Origin of the sequence: Halomonas sp. OfavH-34-E (assembly GCF_024124525.1) — a bacterium.
Lineage (GTDB): Bacteria > Pseudomonadota > Gammaproteobacteria > Pseudomonadales > Halomonadaceae > Halomonas > Halomonas litopenaei.
Genome location: NZ_JAMXRY010000012.1, coordinates 48,674 through 71,658 on the forward strand (window position 1 = coordinate 48,674; position 22,985 = coordinate 71,658).

Genomic DNA, 22,985 nt, shown 5'->3' on the forward strand with positions numbered 1-22,985 from the left:
CAGGCCCTCCAATACCCTGACTAGGACGTCGGCATTTCCATGATCAAGCGTTACCTTCCGATTCTTGCCTGGTTGCCACACTATACGCCGCGTCTGCTGGGGGGCGATCTGCTGGCGGGTATCATCGTCACCGTCATGGTGATCCCCCAGTCGCTGGCCTACGCCATTCTGGCGGGTCTGCCTGCCGTGGTCGGACTCTATGCCAGTCTGCTACCGGCGGTGGTCTACGCCATGCTGGGCACCAGCCGGTCGCTGGCGGTGGGCCCGGTGGCGATCATCGCTCTGATGACTGGCGCCGCTCTGACCAAGGTGGCCACTCCCGGTAGCGCCGCGTACGTCGAGGCGGCGCTGGTGCTGGCACTGCTGTCGGGACTGATGCTGACCGCCATGGGCATGCTGCGCCTGGGCTTTTTCGCCAACTTTCTCAGCCACCCGGTCATCGGTGGCTTTCTCTCGGCCTCGGGACTGCTGATCGCCATCAGTCAGCTATCTCACCTGCTGGGCATCGAGGCCGGTGGCTATACCGCCCTGGCACTGATCTACAGCCAGCTATCCCACCTCGACCAGACTAACCTGATGACCCTGGCGATGGGCGCCTCGACCCTGCTTTTCCTGTGGGCGACCCGCCGCTATGGGCAACACGCTCTGACGGCACTGGGCCTGCCCAGGGGGCCTGCCAGCATGCTGGTACGCGCAGGTCCCGTGGCGGCGGTGGTCATCACCACGCTGATCAGCTGGCGATGGGATCTTGCCTCCAGGGGGGTTGCGACCGTGGGGCAGATCCCCGCCGGCCTGCCAGCCTTCGGTCTGCCGACATTCGAGCTGGGCCTGTGGCACGCGCTGCTGGTGCCGGCGCTATTGATCAGTGTGGTGGGCTTTGTCGAGTCCATCTCGATGGCCCAGATGCTGGCCGCAAAGCGCCGCGAGCGCGTCTCCCCCAATCAGGAGTTGATCGGACTCGGCGGCGCCAACCTGGCCGCTGCTGTCACCGCCGGCATGCCAGTCACCGGCGGACTGTCGCGCACCGTGATCAATCAGCAGTCTGGTGCACGCACCCCCATGGCCGGTCTGTTTGCCGCCATCGGTATCGGTGTGGTGACCCTGGCGCTCACTCCCCTGCTGGAACATCTTCCGATCGCCACCCTCGCCGCCACCATCACCGTGGCCATACTGACGCTGGTGGATATCCCGCTGATTCGCCAGACCTGGCGCTACTCCCGCAGCGACTTCTCGGCCCTGGCGGTGACCATGCTGCTGACGCTGGTGGAGGGCGTCGAAGCCGGCATCATCGCCGGGGTAGGTCTCTCGATTGCGCTTTTCCTGTACCGTACCAGTCGCCCCCACAGCGCCATCGTCGGTCGCATCCCTGGCAGTGAGCACTTCCGCTCGATCACCCGGCATCAGGTCGAGACCGTCAGCCATCTCGCCCTATTCCGGGTCGACGAAAGCCTCTATTTCGCCAACGCCCGCTATCTCGAAGACACCCTCTATACACTGGTGGCCCAGCGCCCCGAGCTGAGCGACGTGGTACTTATCTGCTCTGCAGTGAATCTGATCGACGCCTCGGCGCTGGAAAGCCTGGACGCGATCAATGCCCGTCTGAAGGACTCTCGCGTCACCCTACACCTGGCCGAGGTCAAGGGGCCGGTGATGGACCGGCTGAAGCATTCCGACTTTCTCGATGAATTGACCGGCCGCGTGTTCCTGAGTACCTATGCCGCCTGGACGGAGCTTCGACGCACCCGGGACTGATCCACCAGACTCGCCTCGCCGGACGATGCCTGGTAGCTGCCCGGTAGCTGCCCGGTATCTGCCCGGTAGCTGCCCGACAACCACCAGGCGAGGCTGGAGCCGTGTCGATCTTGCGGGTCAAAGGGCCCGCCTCGAGCCATCGTTGCCGCAGATAGAAAAGCCGGACCTGCTGCCATCGACACAACTGGGTGCCGACCGATGCCTTAGGAGAATATCGACATTGTCGGCATTGCGGTAAGATGGCCCGGTGATACATGGACGGGCCACGAGATGGAAGACTCACCCAAGCAGAACCTCGCCATCAGCGCTTACCGCTGGCTCAAGCAGGACATCATTCGTGGCGTCTTCGCCCCGGGCGAAAAGCTGTTGATGGCAAGGCTGAAAGAACGCTACGACCTGGGCGTGGGGCCGCTGCGCGAAGCCCTGTCCCAGCTGGTTGCCGACCGTCTGGTGGTTGCCATCAGTCAACGCGGTTATCGGGTGGCCCCCATGTCGCTGGCGGAGCTCGAGGATCTGTACGATGCCCGCGCCCAGCTCGAGGGGCTGATGCTGGAGTTGGCCATCCAACGCGGTGACGATCGCTGGGAAGCCGATATCATCGCTACCGCGCACACCCTGGCCAAGGTCGAAAGCGTCAGCTCTTCCGAGGAGCTGCTCGATATCTGGGACAGTCGCCACAAGGCCTACCACAGTGCCATCGTGGCCGGTTGCAACTCGCCTCATCTGATGCAGGTGCGCGACACCCTGTTCGACCAGGTCGAGCGCTACCGTCACCTGTGGCTTCGCGAGACGGTGTTTTCCAGCGAGGCCCTGGCGGTCAAGCGTGACGAACATGCGGCACTGACCGAGGCGGTATTGAGTCGGGACGCCGGCAAGGCCCGGCGCATGATGCGTGACCATCTGATGACGCCGGTACCGATCATCACCGAAGTGATGGCCCGGCGCGGCCTGGATTGAGTCACCATGACGGCGCTTACGCTTGAGCAAGGCAGTTGGCCTGCGCTCACCTGCGCTCAAAGAAGGGCCACACTCCCGCCTCGGCGCGCAGTGAGCTACTCCCCAAGGGAGAGCGACAGCGCCAGACGGATAGCTGCACACTTGGAAGTGCACCGGGCCTGGTCCTGAACCTCGATGGGCGCGGCACCGTCTAGACAGGGCCCGGGATTGTCACCGGACTGTCACCCGTAACACCTAGACTTTTCATAAATCTGATAGCCGTACGCGTTGCCACCGGAGGAATACCATGCCCCATCTACTCAGATTCTCGCGGGACCTGGAGGCACGCCTGGATTTCCTGGCCGAAAAGACCGGCCTGTCGAAGGCTGCACTGATCGAACGTCTGGTCAGCGAAGGCGCCGAGGTCCTCGAAGCCGAGCTGGCCCACGAGGGCGCCGGCAGCCAGCGTGCAGAGCGCTCCATCGATCAACTTCTGCGCGAAAGCGGGCTCGGCGCCTGACGACTCGCCTGAAAAGTGCCTGCGCTCGGTAATACGGCGTTAAAAATCGGCTGGTGCGCCAGCCCGGTTAAAATGCTCATTTACACCCCGTAAACTGCGCTTTCTCACCGATTTTTGCCTTGTCTAACCTTCGCTCGTCAACTTTTCGGACAGAGACTAGCGCTGCGCCTGGTGCAGACCTTCTCGCAGCGCTTCTGACTCCCCCCCGACCGGCTGCTCGGACATCGCTCTTGCCAGCGCCGCTCTGGGGTCGCGAGGATAGTAGCGTTCCGGCTGGCGTGCCACGTGGGGAAAGAACCGCGTGTCCTTGTAGGGCATCTTCATAAAGCCGGAGATACCCAGTCCCTCGATCAGCTTCACCGCATCGACGATGTCCTCGAGACAGTCATGGAACTCCTGCTCCCTTGAAGGATCGAGCAGCCGATAGTGGTGGTGAATCTTGAGATGCGACGGCAGCACCTCGAAGATGATCATGCCGGTGTGGTGGATATCATTGAGCGCCTGCAACGAGGTGATGATCGCCTCCGGCAGTATCAGCAATTCCTCAGGGTCGGGACCGTCCTCGAAATAGCTGTGCAGACGGGAACGATCCTCCAGTTCCGGCACCGCGCTGACCTCATAGGACAGTTTCAGCGACGGATCGACCACGAAGGGGTGATCCGGACTGGTCCGTTCCAGGTGCAGGGTATCGCGGGCATTGAACAGGCAGCTCTTGAAGATGCCCCGCCGATGGATCGCCCGCGCCAGGGTCACCATGTTGTTGACCGCCGCCACGAAGGCTCGCTTGAGCCCTGCATCGTGCAGATTCAATGACGAGTCGATATAGACGCCATCGGCCTCCCAGCGCACCGCCAGTCCTCCGACCACCGGGTACTTGCCCAGCCGGCTGACGGCGGCCAGAAAGGCCTTTTCGGTCTCCCCCATGCCCTGCATGAAGTTGCGATAGTAGCGGTCCAGCTGAACATCGTTGACGTCATTGAGCGTCTCCTCCACGCCCTCTTCCCTCAGAAATGCCTTGCGCGAGCTGTACACCACGGTATCGATCTCGCGACTCAGCGCGCGGCTCCACACCGGCACCTGTGCCACTTCCTGGGGCCGCGGCAGATCGAGCATCACCAACCGTCCCAGACGCGGCATTTCGGCAATGAAGTGGTCGCCGGCCCTCAATCGCACCTCGGGGTCGGGATCGAGCATCCCGTCCAGGGTCCTGGCAAACTCCATCGGCAGACCCAGCGAGGTGGCGGGAATGGCGCGATGTCCGAAACGGCAGGACTGCGCCGAGGCCAGCGCGTAGAGGGTCCCGGCGACGCCCTGCTCGTCGAAGCGCGGTGATGACAGCGCGCCCCCAAGCTGGTCCTCGCCGATGAAATAGACGTCCCCGAGCCTGGCATTGGTCTGCTGCAGATTGTCGGACATAAGCTCCATCACGTTGGCGGTGACGAACTGCAGCCGTGCGTCGAGCTGTGCAAATACCGACGACCCCCAGTCGATCAGCGCCACCGTTTCGTCGCGAGCGTCAAACACCAGATTCGACGGTTTGATGTCGCCATGGACCACCGGCTTTCTCGGGGCGCCGGCGGGGGTGGTTTCACGCCTCAGCTCACGCAGGATATCGGCCAGTTGGGTGGCGATACGCACCACCAGCCGTGGTGACAGCCGACCCTGACGCAGCGATACCTCTTCCAGATTGAGCCCCGGAGCCCGCTCCATCACCAGAATCGCCTGGTGGCGCACCCGCTGATAGGCGACCAGCGCCGGCACGCGGGGATGCACCACCTGCTCGAGCATGAAGGCCTCTTCCTCGAGGCGATCCTGCAGGTGCTGCGGCAACGTGACCCGGCTGAACTTGAAGACGTGATGGCGCTGGTCGGGACTGACCCCGGCAAACACGAAACCGTAGGCGCCCTTGCCGACCAGCTCGATGCGCCGATAGCCCAGCTGCTCGAGCTGGGTACGACACAGCGCGACCCACTCCTTGAGCTTGCGCGCGTCGTCCTGGCTGAGCAGGTAGATCGACTGATCTTCCGGGATGTAGAACTGCTGCAACGGGGCCTGGGGCATGGCGGTATCCTCCACCGATACACGATGCCACGGCGGCGCCTCGGGCGCACGCCGTCACAACCGTTCAGGACAGGTGAAGCAGCATGCTTTCAGGGTCCTCGAGATAGCCTTTCCAGGCATTGCAGAAACGCGCGATGGTGCCGCCATCCAGCAAGCGATGATCACCGGCCCAGGTCACCGTCATGATGCCCCGACGCACGACCTGCCCTGCCTCGTCGAAGCGCGGCAGCCACTGGGTCTTGCCGATGGCCACGATCGCCGACTCGGGGATATTGATGATGGGGGCTGCATAGGTCCCGCCGAGGGCACCGATATTGGAGATACTGATCGTGCCTCCCTTGAGGTCGCTGGCAGTCACCCGACCCTCGCGCGCGGCCTCGGTCAGGCGCTGCACCTCGGCGGCGATCTCAAGCAGGCTCAGGCGCTCACAGCCCTTGATATTGGGCACCATCAGGCCGGCCTTGCCGTCCACCGCCATGCCCACGTTGCAGTGGGGCGGATAGTGGATTTCGGTGGCCTCGTCATTGAGACGCGCATTGACCAGGGGATGTTCATCGATCGCCAGCGCCAGCGCCTTGATGAAAAACGGCATCAGGGTGAGCTTGACGTCCCTGGCTTCGGCCTGGGGCTTGAGCCGGCCGCGCAAGGCCAGCAGGTCGGTGACGTCGATCTCTTCACCGTACTGGAAGTGCGGCACGCTGCTGGCTGCCGCCACCATCTGGCGCGCCATGGCCGCCCGGACCCCGCGCAGCGGTTCCACTCGCACCTCTCCTTCGTCGCGGGCTGTTGCATCGGTGCCGGCGGGAGAGCCCGCCCCTGCTGACTCGACCCCGGAATCGGACCCGGAATCGGCCGCGCAAGCGGCACCGCTGTGTCGAGCGCCATCGAGAAAGTTCAGCACGTCTTCCTTCAACACGCGGCCCTGGCGACCGCTACCGGGAATGTCCTCGAGTCGCAGCTGGTGTTCTCGGATCAGTCGGCGTACCGCCGGGCTCGCCGGGATGCGCCCGTAGGGGCCCTTGCCCCCCTCGGACGCAGCCTTGTGCACGGGAGAGTCACTCTTTGGGGTCGGGGTCGGGGGCGACGCCTCCTCGACCGCCGGCGTTTCACCAGCGGCGGCACCCGCAACCTGATAGGCAAACAACGGCGCATGGACCTTGGCCATCTCGCCCTTGGCCACATACAGCTCGGCAACGACCCCGTCCTCCGGCGCAGTGATCTCGACCATGGCCTTGTCGGTCATGACATCGACCAGTCGCTGGTCTTCGCTGATCTCGTCACCCTGGGCCACGTGCCATTCGACGATCTCGCACTCGACGATGCCCTCACCGATATCGGGCAGAATAAAGTCTACCCGTCGCCCCGCACCGCCCTTTTCGCTGGAGCTCGACGGCGGCTCTACTGGCTCTGCCGGCTCCTGGACAGACGCCTCTGCGGCGCTCTCCGCCTGCACCGGCGTGTTGTCTTCGCTTTCAGTCTGACCCTCATCACGCTGGGCCTCTCCGCCCTGCCCATCGCCGCCCTGAGGCTCGCCACGATAGGCAAACAAGGGCGCATGGACTCGCGCCATTTCACCCTTCGCCACGTGCAGCCTGGTAACGACGCCGGCTTCCGGGGCGGTGATTTCCACCAGCGCCTTGTCCGTCATCACCTCGACCACAGGCTGGTCTTCGGCGATGGTATCACCCTCGGCAATCTTCCATTCCATCACCTCACACTCGACGATGCCCTCGCCGATGTCAGGCAGCTTGAACTCTGTCATGTCTTGGCTCCCGGCGCCGTCTCAGTAGTGGAGTGAGGTCTTGATGGCCTCGTAGATCTTCAGATGGTCGGGCAGATACTCCTTCTCCAGCGTCAGCGGAAAAGGTGTATCGATGCCGGTCACCCGTTGGATCGGCGACTCCAGGTAAAGAAAGCAGCGCTCCTGAATGGCAGCGGCGATTTCTCCGGCGAAGCCCCCCGTGCGGGGCGCCTCGTGGGTGATGACCAGGCGGCCTGTCTTCAGTACCGACTCGGCGACGGTATCCTCGTCCCAGGGCAGGATGCTGCGCAGATCGATCACTTCGCAGGACACCCCGTCCTTTTCTGCCATCTCCACCGCCCGATCGATCACCTCCATCTGAGCCCCCCAGCCCAGCAGCGTGATATCGGCTCCTTCCTTGGTCACCTCGGCTTCTCCCAGCGGCAGCTGGTAATCCTCTTCCGGGACCTCGCCGGTGGAGGCGCGATAGAGGCGCTTCGGCTCGAAGAACAGCACCGGATCTGGGTCACGAATGGCGGCCAGCAACAGGCCCTTGGCCTCGTAGGGATTGCGCGGCACCACGATCTTGAGACCCGGGGTGTGGGCGAAATAGGCCTCGGGCGACTGGGAGTGATAGAGGCCACCGGAGATACCACCGCCGTAGGGCGCGCGGATGGTCAACCCGCCGACGTTGAACAGATCGCCGGAGCGGTAGCGAAACTTGGCGGTCTCGTTGACGATCTGGTCGAAGGCCGGAAAGATGTAGTCGGCGAACTGGATCTCCGCCACCGGCACCGATCCCTGGGCCGCCAGCCCATTGGCGAAGCCGATGATGCCCTGCTCCACCAATGGCGTGTTGAAGCAGCGCGCCTTGCCGTACTTTTCCTGAAGGTGACTGGTCGCACGGAAGACGCCACCGAAGCCCCCGACGTCCTCACCGAAGCACAGCACCTTGTCGTCTTCGGCCATGGCGATGTCCAGCGCCTGGTTGATGGCCTGCAGCATATTGATGGTCGGCATCTCAGTCCCCTCCCTGGTCGGCATCGCGATGGCTCAACGCCGGGTCCAGCGACCTGGCCCCACGCGGATAGGCCTCCGGGTAGCGACGAACATGCTGCTTGAGAGCATCGAGCTGATGCTGCAGCGCAGGCGTCACGTCGGCATAGACGTCGGTGACCATGGTATCGATCGCCGGAGGTGGGCGCTTTTCGGCCCGTTTCATGGTTTCCAGCACCTCGCGACGCAGTTCGTCCTGCAACGCCTTTTCCTCGTCTTCGCTCCACCAGCCCTGGGCCTCGAGCCACAGCTGCATGCGCCGGATCGGGTCCTTGGCCCGCCAGGCGTCCTCTTCCTTGCGCGAACGATAGCCCGATGGGTCATCGGAAGAGCTGTGGGCCGCCAGACGGTAGGTCATGGCCTCGATCAGTACGGGCTTGTTCTCCTCCACCGCCAGACGTCGTGCCTTTTCGGTGGCCCGGTAGACCGCCAGCACGTCGTTGCCGTCGACGCGGATCACGTGCATGCGATATCCCAGCGCCCTGGGCGCCACGCCATCCGCGGCGAACTGCTCCACCGACGGCGTGGAAATGGCGTAGCCATTGTTGCGACAGAAGAAGATCACCGGCGCTTCGTGTACCGCCGCCATATTGAGCGCCGCGTGGAAATCGCCCTCGGAGGCAGCGCCCTCACCAAAATAGACGATGGTGCAGAGGCCCTCTCCCGCCAGCTTCTGGCCATAGGCATAGCCCGTGGCCTGGGGAATCTGAGTCGCCAGCGGTGATGAAATGGTCATGTAGTGCAGCTTGCGCGACCCATAGTGGATCGGCATCTGCCGGCCCTTGCCGTAGTCCAGTTCATTGCCGAACAACTGGTTCATGAACTCGTCGAAGCTGAAGCCGCGATAGGCCAAGGCGCCCTGCTCTCGGTACTGAGCCATGATCATGTCGGCGTCGTCCAGGGCGGCGGCGCTGCCGATGACCGCCGCTTCCTCGCCGGTGCACTGCATGTAGAAGCTCAGGCGTCCCTGACGCTGCGCCGCCATCATGCGCTCGTCCAGCACCCGGGTGGCCACCATGGCGTGGTAGATTCTCAGCGCCTTGTCGCGCTCGAGATCCGGCCCTTCGGCGCCGTCATGGAGGGTGCCGTCCTGGGATAGCACCGCATAGGTGGGAATGCTGTATTCGTCGCCGGACAGAAAGTCCGGGCGGTGGGTCTGTGCGGTCGTCGTCATCGTGCTGTTCCTTTGCCCCTTTTGAGGGCAGTGTTGTCTTTATTCCCGCCCCTTGCCAGGGGATTGCCCGTGGCGGGACCAACGCACTGACTTGACGTTAACGTAAACTGAGACGCCTGCCTAGCCGCGACTTTGGTCGAAAATTCGTCTCGAATTGCCTCGATGGACCGCTTTGCGGCGAGCACCATGGGACGCCCGAACCGGGCCACCGTGACGGGGAGACTGGCTGGTGAGAGACGCAGGCCACCACGAAGCCCCCCTCTCTGCACGGGGGGTTCGCGGATACGGAGATCAGGAAAGGGAAAGCGGACCAGGTCTCGGTGTTCGGACCCGGACGACGCCATCAGGCCCGGCGAGCAGGAGCCAGGCGCGCGAACACGCTGTCCACCGTCAGCGCCAGCAGTGCAATCAGCACTGCGCCCTGGACGATGTAGGCGGTGTTGCCATTGACGATACCGGAGATGATCGGGTCCCCAAGGTTGCTTGAACCAACGGTAGCACCCAGGGCGGCGGTGGCGATGTTGATCGTCACCGAGGTGCGAATACCGGCCAGGATCACCGGTGCCGCCAGCGGCAATTCCACCTGGAGCAAGATCTGGCCACTGGTCATGCCCATGCCACGGGCGGCCTCCCGCACCGAGGGATCGATACCCTCGATCCCGGCGAGAGTGTTACGCACGATGGGCAGCAGACCATAGAGCAGCAATGCCACCACGATGGGCAGGGTGCCGAAACCCAGCACCGGCACCGCCAGCGCCAGTACCGCCACCGGAGGAAACGTCTGTCCCAGCGATGCCACCTGGGCGACCAGCGGCAGAAAATCGCGTCCTCCCGGACGGGTGACGGCGATGGCGCCGCCCACCCCGATCAAGGTAGCCAGCACGGCGGCAACGCTGACCACCAGCAGATGGCGTCCCAACAACACCAGAAAGTCCACCCGCGAGAAGATCACGTCACGGCTATCGGGCTCGACCCAGCGAAACAGCGCTTCCAGCTGCCCCATCAACAGACAACCCGCCAGCAGCAACAGCCCCCAGATGACAGGAACCCGCCAGCGGCTGGCCCAGTGCTCAGTCATGGCCCCGGGCTCCCACCAGCCGACGAAAGCTCAGTTCGCCGATCGGAATATCATCGTCATCGACCACTGCCAGGCGCTCGACCCGGCGCCATAGCATCACCGATAGCGCCTCCCTGAGCGAGGCGCCCTGGTCGATCCGCTCGCGCGCCACGCCACCGGTGCCCAGAGGCATCATGCGCTCGCTGACCGGCAGTAGCGCTGCCTCCTTGAGGCCGCGATCCTCGCCCCCCAGCAACGAGGCGACGAAATCGTTGGCGGGGTCTCTCAGCACGCTCAATGGATGCCCCTGCTGCATGATCTGCCCTTCGTGCATCACCACCAGCCGGTCAGCCAGGGTCAGGGCCTCGTCCATGTCGTGGGTCACGAATACGATGGTCTTGCCCAGCCGCGCCTGAAGATCACGCAGCTCCAGTTGCAGGCTCTCGCGGGTGATCGGGTCCAGGGCGCCAAACGGCTCGTCCATCAGGAGGATATCCGGGTCCGCCGCCAGGGCGCGGGCGACCCCGACCCGCTGCGCCTGCCCCCCGGACAACTGGTCGGGGTACTTGCCGGCAAATTCGTCCATCGACAGCCCCAGCAAGGCCATCAGCTCCTCGACCCGTGCGTCGATCCTGGCCTTTGGCCACTTGAGCAGTCGCGGCACCAGGCCGATGTTGCGCGCCACGGTCCAGTGGGGGAACAGACCGGTGCTCTGGATGGCGTAGCCGATCCGACGCCTCAGCGCCTCTTCCCTGAAGCTGCGAATGGGCTGCTGGTCGATATGGATCTCGCCATCGCTGTGTTCGATCAGCCGGTTGATCATCCTCAGGGTGGTGGACTTGCCGCAGCCGGAGGTCCCCACCAGGCAGCAGAACTCCCCGCTCTCCACCTTCAGCGAAATGCTGTCCACCGCAGTGGTCGACCCGAAACGCTTGCTGATATTGATCAATTCGATCATGCGGCCTCTCCTCTCCCCAGTCGCCTCGACAGGTTGCCGAGTACCGCATCGGCGAGTATTGCCATCACCAGAATGGGCAAGGCCCCCAACAGCACCAGATCCATGGCGGCCTGACCCAGCCCTTGAAAGATGAAACGCCCGAGCCCACCGGCGCCGATCAGGGCCGCCACCGCGGTCAGGCCGATAGCCTGCACCGTGGTGATGCGCACCCCTTCCAGCAGTACCGGCACCGCCAGTGGCAGGCGCACCTGAAAGAAGATCTGCAACCGACTCATGCCCATGCCGCGCGCCGCCTCGATCACACCGGGGGAAACGCCCTCCAGGGCAACAAAGGTGTTTCTGACCATCGGCAACAGGCTGTAGGCCACCAGGGCCAACAGCGCCGGCGCCCAACCGATGCCGCTGATGCCGAGCGAATCGACCCAGGGGTAGCGATTGGCAAGCCACGCCAGCGGTCCGAGCAACAAGCCGAACAAGGCCAGACTGGGGATCGTCTGCAGGAAATTGAGTACCGCGAAGGCGCCCCGTTGCACTTCGGGGTAGCGCCGCATCAGCAGCGCGATGCCGGCGCCGAGGACCAGACTGACGCCGACGGTGGTAGTGACCAGCAGCAGGTGCTCGCCGATGGCCAGCCAGAAGTCATCGGCACGGCCCTGGTACTCCTGCCACAACGCCAGACGATTCAGCCCCAGCGGCAGGCAGACGGCGAGCAGCGCCAGCGGAGTCAGCATCAAGAGCCAGGACACCCCGGTCGACAGCCGCTGTCGAGTCCGCAGGTCCAAAAGCGCCAACATCAGCACAAACAGCGCACACCAGATGCCTGAACCGATCCCGAGCCGCGCCTGGGGCAGCTCAGGATCGATGAGCTGGTGCACCGCCAACACCAGCCACAGCGGCAGGCCCGCCAGCGCCAGCAGCACCAGCCCAAGCGAGCGCCAGCCGGGGTCAGCGCTACGCGCCGACAATGCCGCAAGGGCCATGGGCAGGCTGGCCAGCAGCGCCATGGCGGGCCCGGCCACCTCCCAGGCGTAGCGAGCCTCGCTGGGCACAATACGATTCGGTGCGACGCTGACCACAGGCAAGGCCCACCAGGCACCGAGCCCCACCAGCATCAGAGTCAACAATACCGTATTGCCGCGCTCACCGTTCACTGCACTCAAGAGACCGATGGCTCAGTCCTCGAGAGTCGACAGGTAGTCGGCGGCCACCTTCGCCGGGTCCAGACCGTTCACCGCCACGTCACCGTTGAGACGCTGCAGGGTCTCCAGATCCAGCGACTGGAACACCGGCGCCAAAGCCTCTTCGATCTCGGGGTGAGCCTCGAGCACCTCCTTGCGCACGACGGGAGCCGGCTGATAGACCGGCTGAACACCCTTGGTGTCGGTCATCACGGTAAGGTCCAGCGCCTGCAAGCCACCATCGGTGCCGTAGGTCATCGCAGAATTCACGCCGCTGGTCTGCTGGGCCGCGGCGCGCATGGTCGCGGCGGTATTACCCCCGGAGAGTACCAGCAGGTCATCATCGTCCAGAGAGAAGCCGTAAGCCTCCTCGAACGCCGGCAAGGCAAAGGCGGACTCGACGAAATCGGTACTGGCCGCGAGCTTGTATTCGCCCCCCTGGTTGATGAAGTCAGCCATGTCTTCCAGGGTCTCGAGCCCGTTGTCACGGGCGACGTCTCCGCGCACGCTGATGGCGTAGGTATTATTGGCCGAGGCCGGCTCGAGCCATACCAGCCCCTGCTCGGCGTCCTTGCTCTTCACCGTTTCATAGGCCTTGTCCGCGTCATGCCACACCGGGCTGTCGGTCATGTCGTGGAAGAAGGCACCGTTGCCGGTGTATTCCGGATAGATATCGATCTCGCCGTTGATCAAGGCCTCGCGCACGATGCTGGTGCCGCCAAGCTGAAGCCGATCCTCGACCTCGAGCCCTGCCGCTTCCAGGCGCTGCAGGATCATCTGACCCAGCACGGAGCCCTCGGTATCGATCTTGGAGGACACCACCAGCGGGTCCTGTGCTTGAACCTGCCCCGCCAGGGCAGAGGCGACCATCACGGCTAACACCAGGGGACGTTTCATATATCTCACCCAATTCCTTGTGTGTGTATGCTGAGTATAAGGAGGCAAGGCCAAGCCTGCTGAACGTTTCACCAACGTGAGTCCATCATGACCTCATGCCAAGGCGCAACCACCGCCGTCCAGCTCGGCGCAGTACCCAACCATCCCATGGTGCGTGATCTGGCATGGCTGATGACGGCTCCCGACCTGATCGACACCGACTGGCCCGGGCGTCCGAGTCTGACCCAGCTCGGGCTGGGCGAGCCGGAGCACCGACACGCCTATCTGGCGGCCATCGACGCCGACCCGAGCGCACTTGAGGCGATGGTGGGGCGCACCGCCACCACCCGGCTTGGACAATATCACGAGTTTCTTTGGCAATTTTTGCTCTCTACGGCACCGGCTACCGAGTTGCTGGCTCACAATGTGCCTATTCGAGAAGAAAAGCGGACCCTGGGCGAACTGGACCTGCTCTACCGCAACGCCGATGGGCGCCTTCAACACCTGGAAGTGGCGATCAAGTTCTTTCTCGGCCTCCCCTGCGGTCCGGGGGACTCGAGCGATACCTGTCGCTGGATAGGCCCCGGGGGGCTGGACAGCCTGGCGCTGAAGGTCAGCCATCTGTTGCATCATCAACTGCCCCTGCTGCAGAGCCAGCGCGCCCGAGAGCTTTTGCGTCTGGGCCTGAATGACAGCCCCGCCAACACGATCAAAGGGGCTCCCCTGGCGTCACTGCAACACGGAATCGAGGCCCACCTGGCGATGCCCGGGGTGTTGTTTCAACCCTGGCACTGTCCCATGGCGCTACCCCGCGGCGTGCCGGATTCGGCGCTACAGGGGCTCTGGTGTCACTGGCGCGACTGGTCGGCCCTGTGCCGACAGTTCGAGAACATGCGCTTCGGTACCTGCCTGGCGAAACCCCATTGGCTGGCCCCGCCACAACCGCGACACTGGAGCAGCCGTGACGACCTGACACGGGCGCTGGCGGCACATTTCGCCACCTATGCGACACCGGTACAGGTGATGCTGACCGAGGACCCCCTGCGCTTCGAGCGAGAGGCACTGGACCCGCCGCTGGATGGCTCATGGGTCCTTGGCCAGGATGCCGATGAGCCTGCCACCCCGGACATGAAAAATGCGCCGCCCGCGGCATGCGGACGGCGCATCTTCGTGGTCGGCGACGACTGGCCCCGACAGGTCCCCCTGCCGCCCCGTGCGGTGCACAAGCGACAGGCGACTACGGGCTGAGCTCAGCCCTTGTCGACCACCCAGGTGGTACCTTCGCGGGAGTCCTTGAGCACGATCCCCAGGGCGGCGAGCTCGTCGCGGATGCGGTCCGCTTCGGCGAACTGCCTGGCCTTCTTGGCCTCCGCCCGCGCCGCGATACGCGCATTGATCTCGTCTTCGGACAGCGCTACCGAACCACCCTTGAGGAAGGCGGCCGGCTCCTGGGTCAACAAGCCCAGGATACCGCCCAGACGCTTGAGCTCGAGCGCCAGGGCAGGAACGTCATCGCTGCCTTCCTTGCGCGCACGATTGAGCTCGCGTACCAGTTCGAACAGCACCGACAGGGCCTCCGGCGTGTTGAAGTCATCGTCCATGGCGGCGCTGAAGCGTGCGGCGTAGTCGCCCGGCCCTACTTCGATTTCCGCCGGCAGCGCGACACCGTCAAGCGCGGTATAGAAGCGCTCGAGTGACTTGCGTGCCTCGCCAAGCGCCTCCGGGGCGTAGTTGATGGCACTGCGATAGTGGCTTGCCACCAGCAGATACCGGACCACCTCTGGATCGTGGTGCTCCAGCACCTCGCGAATGGTGAAGAAGTTGCCCAGTGACTTCGACATCTTTTCGCTGTCGACCCGCACCGCTCCGGCGTGCATCCAGGTATTGACGTAGCGCTCGCCTGTGGCCGCCTCGCTCTGGGCGATCTCGTTCTCGTGGTGCGGGAAGGTCAGGTCCGGACCTCCACCGTGGATGTCGAAGGTGTTGCCCAGGCAGCAGGTGGACATTGCCGAACATTCGATATGCCAACCCGGACGCCCCTCGCCCCAGGGAGAGGCCCAGCTGGCCTCACCCGGCTTGGCACCCTTCCACAGCACGAAGTCCAGCGGATCTTCCTTGTGCTCGTCGACCTCGACGCGGGCGCCGGAGCGCATATCGTCGAGGTTACGATTATTGAGCTTGCCGTAGCCTTCGAACTTGCGCACGCGATAGTAGACATCACCGTTACCCGGCGCGTAGGCAAAGCCCTTGTCGATCAGCACCTCGATCATGCCGATGATCTCGGCCACGTGACCGGTGGCCCTGGGCTCCTGGTCCGGACGCTGGACAAACAGTCGACCTTCATCCTCGTGCATGGCGTCGATCATGCGCTCGGTCAGTTCACCGATGCTCTCGCCGTTCTCTTCGGCGCGACGCAGGATCTTGTCGTCGATATCGGTGATGTTGCGCACGTAGGTGACGTCATAGCCACGATGGCGCAGATAGCGGCTGATGACATCGAAGGCGACCATGACCCGGGCATGTCCCAGGTGGCAGAAGTCATATACCGTCATGCCACAGACGTACATGCGTACCTTGCCCGGCTCGATGGGCGTGAACTCTTCCTTGGTGCGGCTCAGCGTGTTGTAGATCTGCATGTCAGCCCTTCTTCTGCATCTTGGCCCAGGTGTCCTTGAGACCGACCGTGCGATTGAACACCAGGTGATCGGGGCGGCTGGCGTAGCGGTCGGCACAGAAGTAGCCGACGCGCTCGAACTGATAGCGATCCTCGTTGCCGGCATCGGCCAGGCTCGGCTCGCCGACACCCTGGACGGTCACCAGCGACTCGGGGTTCAGGTGCTCGAGGAAATCGGCGTCCTTGTCCTTGTCCGGCTGCTCGACCAGGAACAGATTGTCGTAGAGCCGCACCTCGATCGGCACCCCGTGGCTGGCACTGACCCAGTGGATGACCCCTTTCACCTTGCGCCCTTCCGGGTTCTTGCCCAGGGTGTCGAAGTCCACACTGCAACGCAGCTCCTGGATCTCGCCCGCCTCGTCCTTGACCACCTCGTCACAACGGATCACGTAGCTGTTGCGCAGGCGAACCTCCTTGCCCGGGGCCAGACGGAAGAACTTCTTCGGCGGCTCTTCCATGAAATCGTCGCGGTCGATCCACAGCTCTCGGGTAAAGGGGATACGGCGCACCGGCATGTCGTCACGGGCCGGGTGTCCCGCCACCTCATAGACCTCTTCGTGGTCGGCGTCGACATTGGTCAACACCACCTTGAGCGGCTTCAGCACGCACATGGCACGAGGCGCATTGTCCTCGAGGTCGGAGCGGATGGCATGGGTCAGCATGGCGATGTCCACCAGACCGCCGTCGGCCCGGGTCACACCGATCATCTCGCAGAACTTGCGAATCGACGCCGGTGTATAACCGCGCCGACGCATCCCGGAGATGGTAGGCATGCGCGGATCATCCCAGCCATCGACGATGCCGTTGTCGACCAGCAGCTTGAGCTTGCGCTTGGAGGTCAGGGTATAGTTCAGATTCAGGCGCGCAAACTCGATCTGCCGGGGCTTGGCCGGCACCGGCAGCTGCTCCAGAAACCATTCGTAGAGCGGCCTGTGGTCCTCGAACTCCAGGGTGCAGACCGAGTGGGTAATCCCTTCGATAGCGTCAGACTGGCCGTGGGTGAAGTCGTAGGACGGATAGATCTTCCACTTGTCGCCGGTCTGGTGGTGGCTGGCATGCCGAATGCGATACAGGATCGGGTCGCGCAGGTTGATGTTGGGCGAGGCCATGTCGATCTTCGCGCGCAGCACCTTTTCGCCTTCGGCAAATTCCCCCTGGCGCATGCGCTCGAGCAGATCGAGGTTCTCCTCTGCGCTGCGGTCGCGGTAGGGACTGGGGCGACCGGCTTCGGTCAGGGTACCGCGGTATTCGCGAATCTCATCCGGAGACAGATCATCGACATAGGCCTTGCCTTCCTTCACCAGATGCTGCGCCCAGGCGTAGAGCTGGTCGAAGTAGTCGGAGGCGAAACGAATGTCGCCCGCCCACTGGAAGCCCAGCCAGTGCACGTCTTCCTTGATGGCGTCGATGTAGGCCTGCTCTTCCTTGGCGGGGTTGGTGTCATCGAAGCGAAGATGGCAGTCACCACCGAACTGCTCCGCGAGTCCGAAGTTGAGACAGATCGACTTGGCGTGCCCGATGTGCAAGAAGCCATTCGGCTCGGGGGGGAATCGCGTCACGATCTTCTGTGACCGTCCGGCCTCGATTTCCTCGCGAATCTGATTGCGAATGAAATTCGGCGCGTTGCTGGTCTCGGTGGTCATGTTGATGAATCAACCTCTGGTGAAGTAAGGGCTTTGAAGGGCACAGATCCGCCCCCGGCTTCGCGCTGCGAAGCAAAACGGCTATTATAGCGTCACGCCAGGGCCCGGCGCCAAGCCGGGCCGAGAACGAGAAAGGCGCCAAGAGGCGCTGTAAACGCTACAGGACCACTCCATGATCATTCTGCAGACCAATTTTGGCGACATCTCGATCGAACTCAACCATGAAGAGGCGCCAAAGACCGCGGCCAACTTCGAGCAGTACGTCCGCGATGGCTTCTACGATGGCACCCTTTTCCATCGCGTGATCGACGGCTTCATGGTCCAGGGCGGCGGCTTCGACAGCAACTTCGAGCAGAAGCCCACGCGTGACCCCATCGAGAACGAAGCGGACAATGGCCTCAAGAACGCCACCGGCACCCTGGCCATGGCGCGGACCCAGGACCCTCACTCCGCCACCGCCCAGTTCTTCATCAATGTGGCCGACAACGACTTCCTCAATCATACCGGCAAGAACATGCAGGGCTGGGGCTACTGTGTCTTCGGTCGTGTGGTCGACGGCATGGACGTGGTCAACCGGATCAAGGACGTGGCCACCACCCGACGCGGCATGCACGCCGACGTCCCTGCCGAGGACGTGATCATCCAGCGCGCCTACGTCAAGGACGACGCCTGATCCTCCTGCCTTTCCACCGAGCACGCCCGCGCTGCGGGCGTGCTGCGTTCAGGAGACCATGAACACCATGACCACTCTGTTGATCGCTGACCTGCACCTGCATCCCGAGGCGCCGCAGATCACCCAGGGATTCTTCGACTACCTCGAGCGCAACACCGCCGAAGGCACCGATCTTTACCTGATCGGTGACATCTTCGACGCCTGGATCGGCGACGACCTGATGGATCTCGGCGCCGCGGATCCGTCTGGCCACGCGGCTCTGGCCTGCCAGGTGGCCGAACGCCTCAAGGCTGCCAGCGACGCCGGCATGCGACTTTTCCTGATGCACGGCAACCGCGACTTCCTGCTGGGCGAAAGCTTCGCCCAGCGGGCCGGCGCCACCCTGCTCGACGAACCACAACGACTTGACCTTGGCGGTGAGCCTACGCTGGTGATGCACGGTGACAGCCTGTGCACCAGCGACGAAGCCTACATGGCGTTTCGCGCCAAGGCCCGTGACCCGCAGTGGCAGGCAGGAGTCCTTGCCATGCCGATCCCGGAGCGTCTGGCCTTGGCAAGCCAGTTGCGTCAGCAGTCCGGCGAGGCCAACAGCACCAAGGCCGCTGACATCATGGACGTCACCCCCGAGGAAGTCGTCGACGTGATGCAGGCCCACGAGGTTCGCAGGCTGATTCACGGTCATACCCATCGTCCCGCCGTGCATGACTTGAGCCTTGCCGGCCCTCAGGGCGATCCCGTGTCGGCGCAACGTATCGTGGTCGGCGACTGGACCCGCGATCAGGGCTGGGAGGTGCGCATCGAAGACGGCGAGGCCCCATCACTCAACCGCTTTTCCTTCTGACGCAGCCTTTATCGACGCCCTGCCCGCCCTGGGCCTTCGGGCGTCGATGACACGCCGGACGCTCAGGCGTCCGGCCCCGCCTCACCCGACGGCCGACGTCGACACTGCTCGAGCGCCCGCTCCAGGCCATCGATATCGAGTTCCATATCCTCTGGCCAGATCATCTCGAGCCGCGAATCCTTGCGCCAGGACACCTGAGCCTCCTTGCCGGGAACGGACGGAAGCGGGAAGGTGCGCCAGCCCCGGCCGGTTCGCATGACCCCTTTCACCCGCACGCCAGATGGCAGTTGCTTCCACCACTGGTCCAGCGCTGCGAGATCGAAGCACTCCTCGCGGTGCCAATGCCAGCTTGCGGAGCGATACCCCAGACCGTGTCCGTTCTGTCTTGCTGCACCACCGGCGATGGGCGCCGGGACCTCTGGCGTACCTGGCGACGAGTCGATCGTCTCGGCATGCAGCGAAGGCCGACGCAGCAGCAGACTCTGAGCATCGCCACGGACGTTCTGACGGCCTCGCGCCGGGGAGTCGAGCAGATGGCTGATCGGCAACCCTTTCGCGCCGCTTGGCACCATCCAGGATGGTGCCAAGCCACTCTCCTGGCGCCATCGTTCAACCCCTTGGCGATGCTCGTCCTCGAGCAGGTCCTGCATGGACAGCACCCATCCATCGGCCACTGCCAGCTGATCGATAAAGGTGGAGTGGTTAGTGACTCTGGGATCATCGAGACGGCGTGCATCGAGCACAGTGATGACCTGGCGGAGATCCAGCACCTGGGCAAGATCGCCGCCCCCCAGCACCTCCAGCAGGCCGGCCGGGTGGCCGAGCCCGGAGGGCTCGATCAGCAGTCGATCTGGCCGTTCGCGGCGCAGCAACTGCACCAGCACCGAGCGGAAGACCGTCGCCACCTGACAGCAGAGACACCCTCCTGGCACCCCCTGCACGGTGACGTCGTCGCGCTCCCCGACTATCGCTTGGTCGATGCCCACCTGACCAAATTCATTGATCAGGATTGCCCACCGCTCACCAACGGGTTTGCGATCGATCCAATGGCGGATCAACTGGCTCTTGCCGCTGCCGAGAAATCCGGTGATGACATGGGTGGGGATGCTGGCCAGTGGTTGCATGATGGTTCTTGGCTCCGGCTAGAAGATTGGCAGCAGATGACGACCAATAAGATAACGGTATAAATATAAACAGCCTATGCATATGCAGAGGCCTTGTGCGACGCTATACCCTGAACGCCGTATGCGCTTCACTAGAACGCAAGATAACGGTATAAAAAGAACCATCGAGCAGGCACGCAATACCCGAAACATCGCTCCAACAATCGTTCCAACAGGACTTCACAGGCCGGCGCCAACGAAAAGGAGCGCCAGATGGCGCTCCTTTTCGACAGCAGGGGGACCGCGACACGCGTGCGGCCCCTCTCCGCGCTGGCTAGACGAGTTGGCTAGTAACGCTCGATCTCGCCGGTATCGCGTAGATGGGTCAACAGGCCATCCAGCACCGCCTGGGCACGCAGCCGCTCGGCCATGCTGGCGACAAACTGCTCCATCTGCTGGTTACCCTCACCCTGGCCAATGCTCTCTAGGGCAATAAGACTGACATCGGCGCCATCGACCGCCCGGCCGTAAACCACCTGGCCCTCTTCAGGATGCGGCAGCTTGAACGCGGTGGTCAGCACTGCATCGGGTACGCTGGGCGCGTCCTGACGGCTGATGTTGTCAGCACGCTGCCAATCGATGTCCAGAGACTGGCCCCCCTGCAGCTGCGACACTCGCTCTTCAGCAAGCTCGATCAAGGCGTCGCGGGTCTTGGCTTGACGCACCGCCGCTTCGACCTGGTCCTTCACCTGCTCCAGCGGGAGCGTCGCCGCGTCGCGGTGATCGAGCACCCGCAGCACCAGACGCCGCGAGCCATCCAGCTCGATGACCTCGCTGTTGAACCCCTCTCCAAGCACCTCATCGCTGAAGGCCTGGTCCATCACGCCAGGTTCGGCCAGTACGCCTTCAGCGCCTTCACGACCGACCCAATCACTGGTCTGACGCTCGAGTCCAAGGTCGTCAGCCACACTCTGAAGATCGTCTGCAGCGAAGCTCTCGTCGATCAACTGCTGGGCCTTGTCATTGAAGGCGTCGCGCACCTGTGCCTGAGCAAGTTGATCACGCAGACGGTCACGCTCGGAGGCAAAGTCCGCACGATCGATCTCGGTCACCTTGATCAGGTGCAGTCCGTTGTCGGTCTCGACCGCCTCGGAGACCTGGCCCTCGTCGAGGGCAAAGGCGGCCTCTTCAAAGGCCTCGCCGAAGATACCCCGGGTGATCACCCCAAGATCGCCACCGTCGTCGCTGGTGGATGTGTCATCGGAGAACTCGGCCGCCAGATCGTCGAACGCGTCGCCATCGGCCAGTCGCGCCTTGATGGCTTCGATACGGGCCTCGGCCTCGTCTCTGCTGCGCTCGTCGCCGAAGGTCACCATGATGTGTGATATCTGACGATCGGCGTTCTCTGCCTGGGCTTCCCAGGCTTCGCGCAGGTCCTCCTCGCTCACCTCGATATCGGCGGCCATGGCCTCCTGGTCGAGCACGATGTAACCGAGCTTGACCTGCTCCGGCCGCAGGAATTCCTGCTGATGCTCGTTGTAGTAGGCTGTCATTTCCGCCTGAGACACCTCGACAGGCGCCTCGAGGTCCGCCTCGGTCAGCCGGTGGTAGCGGAAACTACGCGTCTGGCGCTGCAACTCGGCAAGCCGCTCGCGTTCACCTGGCAAGGTGAAGTCGCTGGCGATCAGGCCTTGCTGAATGTGCCCGCGCATGACGTCACGACTGAGCTGCTCGCGGAAGGACAATGGCGTATAGCCGACGCTGGAAAGACGGCTGCGGAAGAGCTCCTGGTCGAACTGGCCATCGGCATTCTGAAACTCCGGGCGACTGACGATCAACTGGTCGAGTTGATTGTCCGAAACCGCTAGTCCGCCGTTCTTGGCGTAGTCGATCATCAAGCGGTCACTGATCAAGCCTTCGAGCACTTCGCCGCGCAGCGCGCGCTCCTGGTCGGCCGGCACCTGGTTGGAGCGCATGGCGCGCTGGACATTCAGTTCGACCTGCTGGCGATTGATGGGCTCACCATTGACCGTGGCGACCTCATCGCCGGATTGTCCGAATAGACCAATCAACGACTCCACGCCAAACAGTGCCATGGTGACGATCACGGCACCAATGATGATCTTTGCGATCCAGCTCTGGGATCGGTCGCGAATACTCTGCAGCATGCATGCCTCTGCGAAAGGATGGGGATTCGTCGCGCACCAGTATACGCACCCGAGGGCCTGGCGCGACCTCCCCCAAACTCATGAAAAAGGCGCACCGCGATAGCGATGCGCCCTTGGCGAGTCCGGCGTAGGCGGTGGCCGCCAGACTCGTGTCAACGTGACGATGCTCGACGTGCCGCCGAGACCACGCGTCTTAGTTGACGGAATCCTTCAGAGCCTTGCCGGCCTTGAAGCTCGGCACCTTGGCGGCACTGATTTCGATCGGCTGACCGGTCTGCGGGTTGCGGCCGGTACGTGCAGCGCGCTCCTTGACGGAGAAGGTACCAAAGCCAACCAGTGAAACGCTGTCGCCCTGCTTCAGGCTCTCGGTCACGGATTCCACCATAGCATCCAGCGCGCGAGAAGCGGCGGCCTTCGGAATATCGGCAGACGCGGCAATGGCATCAATCAGCTCGGACTTGTTCACACTTCACCCCTTGACTATTACAGAAAAAATTCGAAACGGCGATACTTCTTGCCGACAGGCTCGATCGCAGCATGGCGATAATTTATAGCAATGCAGCAAAAGACCTGT

Annotated in this window: 19 protein-coding genes; 6 read left to right on the forward strand and 13 right to left on the reverse strand. The window is 63.4% G+C overall.

Features of this window, described 5'->3' with window-relative positions; all coding sequences use genetic code 11:
- The first annotated feature begins 39 nt into the window (after window positions 1-39).
- The 3 genes from sulP to NH448_RS07415 all read left to right on the forward strand — a co-directional run bounded on the left by sulP (window position 40) and on the right by NH448_RS07415 (window position 3,208).
- Complete coding sequence (gene sulP, locus NH448_RS07405; RefSeq protein WP_045993732.1) at window positions 40-1,752, forward strand: sulfate permease; 1,713 nt, start codon at window positions 40-42, stop codon at window positions 1,750-1,752.
- Window positions 1,753-2,022: 270 nt separating this feature from the next.
- Window positions 2,023-2,709, forward strand: coding sequence for a DNA-binding transcriptional regulator CsiR (gene csiR, locus NH448_RS07410; RefSeq protein ID WP_108449393.1), 687 nt, complete (start codon window positions 2,023-2,025; stop codon window positions 2,707-2,709).
- 286 nt (window positions 2,710-2,995) lie between these two features.
- Entirely contained in the window at window positions 2,996-3,208 is a 213-nt protein-coding gene (locus NH448_RS07415; protein ID WP_045993734.1) for a ribbon-helix-helix protein, CopG family, read from the forward strand.
- 156 nt (window positions 3,209-3,364) lie between these two features.
- Here NH448_RS07415 and NH448_RS07420 read toward each other — a convergent pair whose 3' ends face one another.
- The 8 genes from NH448_RS07420 to NH448_RS07455 all read right to left on the reverse strand — a co-directional run bounded on the left by NH448_RS07420 (window position 3,365) and on the right by NH448_RS07455 (window position 13,330).
- Window positions 3,365-5,269, reverse strand: coding sequence for a protein kinase (locus tag NH448_RS07420; protein ID WP_124804785.1), 1,905 nt, complete (start codon window positions 5,267-5,269; stop codon window positions 3,365-3,367).
- Window positions 5,270-5,333: 64 nt separating this feature from the next.
- Window positions 5,334-7,031 (reverse strand): dihydrolipoyllysine-residue acetyltransferase, encoded by a 1,698-nt coding sequence (locus tag NH448_RS07425; protein WP_124804786.1) that lies wholly within the window; start codon window positions 7,029-7,031, stop codon window positions 5,334-5,336.
- A gap of 21 nt (window positions 7,032-7,052) precedes the next feature.
- Window positions 7,053-8,030 carry a transketolase C-terminal domain-containing protein gene (locus NH448_RS07430; RefSeq protein ID WP_045993737.1) on the reverse strand — a complete coding sequence of 326 codons (978 nt, stop codon included), beginning with the start codon at window positions 8,028-8,030 and terminating at the stop codon, window positions 7,053-7,055.
- A 1-nt stretch (window position 8,031) separates the two neighbouring features.
- Entirely contained in the window at window positions 8,032-9,240 is a 1,209-nt protein-coding gene (locus NH448_RS07435) for a thiamine pyrophosphate-dependent dehydrogenase E1 component subunit alpha (RefSeq protein ID WP_045993738.1), read from the reverse strand.
- 343 nt (window positions 9,241-9,583) lie between these two features.
- Window positions 9,584-10,318 (reverse strand): ABC transporter permease, encoded by a 735-nt coding sequence (locus NH448_RS07440; RefSeq protein ID WP_124804787.1) that lies wholly within the window; start codon window positions 10,316-10,318, stop codon window positions 9,584-9,586.
- Window positions 10,311-11,255: an ABC transporter ATP-binding protein gene (locus tag NH448_RS07445; protein ID WP_124804788.1), complete on the reverse strand. Its 945-nt coding sequence runs from the start codon at window positions 11,253-11,255 to the stop codon at window positions 10,311-10,313. The genes NH448_RS07440 and NH448_RS07445 overlap by 8 nt, the downstream gene beginning before the upstream one ends.
- Window positions 11,252-12,406: an ABC transporter permease gene (locus NH448_RS07450; protein WP_311767540.1), complete on the reverse strand. Its 1,155-nt coding sequence runs from the start codon at window positions 12,404-12,406 to the stop codon at window positions 11,252-11,254. Before NH448_RS07450 ends, NH448_RS07445 begins: the two co-directional genes overlap by 4 nt.
- Window positions 12,407-12,427: 21 nt before the next feature.
- The gene (locus NH448_RS07455; RefSeq protein WP_045993742.1) at window positions 12,428-13,330 is read right to left on the reverse strand and encodes an ABC transporter substrate-binding protein; all 903 of its coding nucleotides are present in this window, start codon (window positions 13,328-13,330) and stop codon (window positions 12,428-12,430) included.
- 87 nt (window positions 13,331-13,417) lie between these two features.
- Between NH448_RS07455 and NH448_RS07460 the strand changes: the two genes are divergently transcribed.
- The gene (locus NH448_RS07460; RefSeq protein ID WP_124804789.1) at window positions 13,418-14,557 is read left to right on the forward strand and encodes a DUF1853 family protein; all 1,140 of its coding nucleotides are present in this window, start codon (window positions 13,418-13,420) and stop codon (window positions 14,555-14,557) included.
- Between the two features lie 2 nt (window positions 14,558-14,559).
- Here NH448_RS07460 and cysS read toward each other — a convergent pair whose 3' ends face one another.
- Both cysS and NH448_RS07470 read right to left on the reverse strand, forming a co-directional pair.
- The gene (gene cysS, locus NH448_RS07465) at window positions 14,560-15,945 is read right to left on the reverse strand and encodes a cysteine--tRNA ligase (protein WP_124804790.1); all 1,386 of its coding nucleotides are present in this window, start codon (window positions 15,943-15,945) and stop codon (window positions 14,560-14,562) included.
- Window position 15,946: 1 nt separating this feature from the next.
- Complete coding sequence (locus NH448_RS07470) at window positions 15,947-17,626, reverse strand: glutamine--tRNA ligase/YqeY domain fusion protein (protein WP_045993745.1); 1,680 nt, start codon at window positions 17,624-17,626, stop codon at window positions 15,947-15,949.
- Between the two features lie 172 nt (window positions 17,627-17,798).
- On the opposite strand from NH448_RS07470, the gene NH448_RS07475 reads away from it, so the two are divergent.
- Window positions 17,799-18,299 (forward strand): peptidylprolyl isomerase, encoded by a 501-nt coding sequence (locus tag NH448_RS07475; RefSeq protein WP_045993746.1) that lies wholly within the window; start codon window positions 17,799-17,801, stop codon window positions 18,297-18,299.
- Window positions 18,300-18,357: 58 nt separating this feature from the next.
- Window positions 18,358-19,140 carry a UDP-2,3-diacylglucosamine diphosphatase gene (locus NH448_RS07480; protein WP_311767537.1) on the forward strand — a complete coding sequence of 261 codons (783 nt, stop codon included), beginning with the start codon at window positions 18,358-18,360 and terminating at the stop codon, window positions 19,138-19,140.
- Window positions 19,141-19,202: 62 nt separating this feature from the next.
- Here the strand turns inward: NH448_RS07480 and NH448_RS07485 are convergent, their stop codons facing one another.
- From NH448_RS07485 to hupB, 3 genes are all read right to left on the reverse strand, one after another.
- Window positions 19,203-20,264: a GTP-binding protein gene (locus NH448_RS07485; protein ID WP_253028639.1), complete on the reverse strand. Its 1,062-nt coding sequence runs from the start codon at window positions 20,262-20,264 to the stop codon at window positions 19,203-19,205.
- Window positions 20,265-20,590: 326 nt separating this feature from the next.
- Complete coding sequence (locus NH448_RS07490) at window positions 20,591-22,411, reverse strand: SurA N-terminal domain-containing protein (protein ID WP_045993748.1); 1,821 nt, start codon at window positions 22,409-22,411, stop codon at window positions 20,591-20,593.
- 193 nt (window positions 22,412-22,604) lie between these two features.
- On the reverse strand, window positions 22,605-22,877 hold the full coding sequence (gene hupB / locus NH448_RS07495; RefSeq protein ID WP_045993749.1) for a nucleoid-associated protein HU-beta: 273 nt from the start codon (window positions 22,875-22,877) through the stop codon (window positions 22,605-22,607).
- Window positions 22,878-22,985 lie beyond the last annotated feature (108 nt).